Genomic DNA, 4,034 nt, shown 5'->3' with positions numbered 1-4,034 from the left:
GCCAAGATCATCTGCAGCACAGACACTTCTCGCCACTGGATCGGGCGTCCAAGGTGCCGAACCCCGCGTTTACCCCACGGTTTCGATGCTTGTCGTCGTCGGTCGATGTTGCTCGATGGTGGGTGTCGGTGAATCCGGAGGGGGCCGCCGGCACCCGTTATGTGCTCTCCGTCGCTCCTGCGGAGATCGGGGTTCCATCTCCCGACGCGGACCGAGGCGCGGACAGCAGGTGGCGCTCTGCCTGTGCCCGGATTGTCCCGTCCCGGATGCGTGTGACGGCTTGCGGGCCTAGGGTGGTGGTGACGGAGAGCCTCAACCCTGGACGGGACCGTGGGTCTGATTGCACTGGTGAGCCCGGCTGATTGTTCGCGCACCCTGGCCCGGGAGCGGTCCGGTGCGGTCCTCCCGGTCGTCGCCTGCTGTTCCTCGCGCTACTCCCGTCTCGCCTGGTAGGACGTTGTGGCCTGGAAAGAGTCCGACGCCCGCATGGCGGCGTTCGACGTGCTCGCTCGGCTCGGCGTCGGGACTCCACCGGAGCTGGACCTTCTCCGGTTCGGGGAGAACGCGCTCTACGCGTATCGGGATCGCTCCAATGGCGAGCGGTAGGTCAGCGAGAGCGGCGGCGACCCGGTCTGCGTAGGTCCAGTTCCGGATGGCGTAGTCGGCGTAGACGAAGACGGCCACCATCCTCCGAGCCTGCTCGGCGTAGAGAATCTCCAGCTTTTCGGTCAGGTTCCGGCTCCATAGCCGCATCCGCTCGTCGGCGTCGTAGATTTGTGGTTAATTGGCTTGCCCCACCGACAGCCTGCGGCCGGTATCCGCGACGAAAAGCGTGGAGTGTTGGTTCCGGGCACGGAAGAAGCCGCCGGTTGATGTGAACCTTGCGTAATCTTATTTTACTGATCATAGACTGTCATTGGGCAGCTGGCCCGGGTGGCCGGGTTGTCATAGCTGGACCATCCGGGCGATCTCACGCGTAGCCAGGCTGTCCTCAGCCAGCGCAGCCAAGGCTATTTGATCTTTCCTGTTCGGCGATGGGGCAGGCAGCGGACCAAAAATTCACTCTCCACGGAACCGGGACCGCTCCATTTGGTGTTTCCCCCGCAGGGCGACGCCGAAGGGCCGCAAAACCTTCATCTCCTGCACGGTTCCGCATCAAGTAGGATCTGTCTATATGATCTCATTCTCTGTGTTGGCGGCGCGCTTAAATCCCACGGTGGAGAACTCTCCCTCTACGATAGAGGGACCACTTCAGAAAATAATCAAGAATTCGTGAAGGGCAATGGCCGGTCAGGCGATCTGGCGGAGATCGTTTCCGTAGTCGAAGATGATCCGCATGCGAGCACCCAGCGCTCGGGCATACCGGCTTAGCGTAGCGACCTCGTTGGCATCGAGATCACCGTTCTCGATCTGACTCACCCGGCCCGGGGAGACGCCCATCAGGTCGGCCACCTGACGCTGAGTTAGCCCCAGTCGCTTGCGCTCCTCGGCCAGATGGAATGCACTAACCCATGCCTCGGTGCGCGCCCGCTCAGCGGTTAGCGCATCCCCATCGCCGTCGTGCAGCTCGGCGCGAATGTCGTCCCAGTCATGAAACTCGGTCATGAGCCCTCCCGCCGCTTCCTCTCCGAGGCCAGCCATCTGTCATACGCGATCTCGGCCGCGGGGATCGCCGTCCTGTACCATCGCGACCAGTCGCCAGCCTTGTTGCCAGCGACCAGCAGTACCGCCTGCGACCAGGGGTCGAAGACAAAGATCACCCGTATCGCAACATCCGGCCCGACCGTGGACGCAGCTCCTTGAGATTCTTGACTGTCGACTCACGCAGTGTGTCGACCAGCGGACGCCCGAGCCCGGGTCCGATCTCGGCGAGCATGTCGATCACCACGTTGACCGACCGATAGGCGTCCGGATCTGTCTGGCGCAACGCACGCAGCCACTCCCGTACTTCGGGTGCGACCTTGATCGCCCACCGATGAGGTGGTTCTGCCGACATGGATCAACTATAGCCTAGCCTAAACATCCGCTCTGTGATTCCAGAAGATTCCGCGGTCGGCGCGCTGTGACTGACCGGCTGACAGCCAAGCCGGCGGACGACGATGAATGGAGCGTACGAGCTCAGCCGACAGGAAGGAGGCCCGCGGGGGCTGACGGAAGATCCAGGTCTGACCGCGGATCAAATGGTTGGTGGGGTGCTTGCGGCTACGGGGTCGACATGCCGTCGAACATAAGCGGATGAAACGCCTATTTCTCTGTTGTTGGCAATTACCGGAAGATCCTCTGGCGGTCCCGCGTCGCGTTCGGGTGCTTTTTGGATGGGTTGACCGCGCTGGCTGCGTACGCCAGACTGCAAATAGTTGCTGAAACTAGTTACATCGCCGGTAGCGGCGGATGCGCCGCAGATGTGTACCGCTGTGGTTGCTCCAGGCCGGCCGAGCATTTCCCGTCGGCCGTGACGCCCCGGTGGGGCGCCGTCCGGGTGCCGCCGGAATGAGCGCACGGGCCCGTCGGTCGCCCGACCACCAGTTCCGAGAGAGCAGCAGAGAGACAGAGCAGCAGAGAGCAGAGAGCAGAGGAGGAAGGACCAACATGGTTGAGAACGTGGTCGTCATCGGTGCTGGCGTCTATGGCGCGGCGGTGAGTGCCTCGCTGGTGCGGCGGGGTGCCCGCGTCATCGTTGTGGACGCCGGCGTGCCAGCGGGCGGTACCTCCGGTTCGACCTTCTCGTGGACCAACGCCTCCAGCAAGCAGTCGCGCTTGTATCATGATCTCGGCGTCGCGGGTATGGCGGCTCACCAGAAACTAGCGGCCGAGGTGCCCCACAGCGACTGGTACCACGAGGGCGGTAACCTACAGTGGGCAGCTGGCGACGACGAGCGCGAGAAGCTGCGGAGGAAAGTCGCCGGTGTCCTCAGCTACGGATACGAGGCGCGTTGGCTCAGCCGGGCCGAGGCACTGGATCTCGAACCGGACATCGATCCGGCCGAACTACCGGCGGACGAGATCGTCCATTTCCCGCGCGAGGGATGGGTTGAGCCGGCCGGCCTGATCGGTCACCTGTTCTCCAGCGCGGTCTCCCAGGGCGCTGAGCTGGTGACCAACGATGCGGTCATCGGCCTGGAGGTCACGGCCGGAACGGTGCGTCGCGTCCGGCTCGCCTCGGGGCGGCGGCTCTGCGCGGACGCGGTCGTGAACTGCGCGGGGCCGCAGGCCAGCATGATCGCCAGGTTCGCCGGTCTGGATCTGCCGATGCGCAACACCCGCGGTGTGCTTGTCTACACCTCCCCGGTCACGGTCTCGGTATCCCATGTCATCCACGCACCCCGCGTCCACCTGCGTCCGGACGGGGCCGGCGGGCTGCTGCTGCACACCCCCGCGATCGACGGTGCCGTGCGGGTGTCCGAGAGCGGCGAGATCAGTGCCGACCGGTCGGCGGTCGAGGACATACTCGAGGCGAGCCGTGCGCTGTACCCGGGGACGCGGGCCGCGGCCGTGGAAAGCGTCCGGATCGCTGAACGTCCCATTCCCGGGGACGGCTTACCGGTGCTGGGGCGGGCGGTCGAGCTGCCCAACTTCCACTTCGCCGTCTCGCACAGCGGCGCGACCCTGAGCGTGCACGCGGGTGACCTGGTCGCGGCAGAGGTGCTCGGGGAGGACCGAGGCGACGCCCTGGCCGCCTTCCGGTTCGAGCGGTTCCGCCCGGCGAGCAGGTAGGGGAGCAACGGTGCGCACAGTTGTCATGCACAGCTGCGACCTGGTCGACGGCCGGGGCGGGAGCCACAGTGCGGCGTCGACATCGTCCACACCTCGGCAGGCGAACGGGCTGAAGATCGCGGTACTGGGCCGGCATATCGCGGCGTCGGCATTTGACCGGGACGCTGTCGAGCAGGCACTTGCGGACGTGGGGCTGACCGGCAGGCTGTCGGTCGAGGACGCGCGCGAGATCGTCTCGGCCATAGTGCTGCCGGCCTTCGACATCGCGCTGCGCGGGCTCGCCGAGGCGGCCGAGCAGGCCCGTGGGGCGGGCGTCCCGG

3 protein-coding genes and 2 pseudogenes are annotated in these 4,034 nt (G+C 65.4%); 2 read left to right on the top strand and 3 right to left on the bottom strand.

The annotated features are described in order from the left end of the window. Positions 1-312 precede the first annotated feature (312 nt). The 3 genes and pseudogenes from MJ783_RS13925 to MJ783_RS13915 all read right to left on the bottom strand — a co-directional run bounded on the left by MJ783_RS13925 (position 313) and on the right by MJ783_RS13915 (position 1,996). Positions 313-753, bottom strand: a complete 441-nt coding sequence (locus MJ783_RS13925; RefSeq protein WP_239310863.1) for a hypothetical protein — start codon at positions 751-753, stop codon at positions 313-315. Positions 754-1,290: 537 nt separating this feature from the next. Beyond that, entirely contained in the window at positions 1,291-1,605 is a 315-nt protein-coding gene (locus MJ783_RS13920; RefSeq protein WP_239310862.1) for a transcriptional regulator, read from the bottom strand. Continuing rightward, positions 1,602-1,996, bottom strand: a pseudogene (locus MJ783_RS13915) (type II toxin-antitoxin system RelE/ParE family toxin). The gene MJ783_RS13920 and the pseudogene MJ783_RS13915 overlap by 4 nt, the downstream one beginning before the upstream one ends. Positions 1,997-2,589: 593 nt before the next feature. Here MJ783_RS13915 and MJ783_RS13910 point away from each other — a divergent pair. Beyond that, positions 2,590-3,714: an FAD-binding oxidoreductase gene (locus MJ783_RS13910; protein WP_239310861.1), complete on the top strand. Its 1,125-nt coding sequence runs from the start codon at positions 2,590-2,592 to the stop codon at positions 3,712-3,714. A gap of 10 nt (positions 3,715-3,724) precedes the next feature. Beyond that, a pseudogene (locus MJ783_RS13905) lies at positions 3,725-4,034 on the top strand (hypothetical protein); the annotation flags it as partial.

The organism is Protofrankia sp. Cj3 (assembly GCF_917627355.1).
Lineage (GTDB): Bacteria > Actinomycetota > Actinomycetes > Frankiales > Frankiaceae > Protofrankia.
Note: the sequence above shows the minus strand (reverse complement) of the source record. Positions and strands in the feature narration are given on the sequence as shown.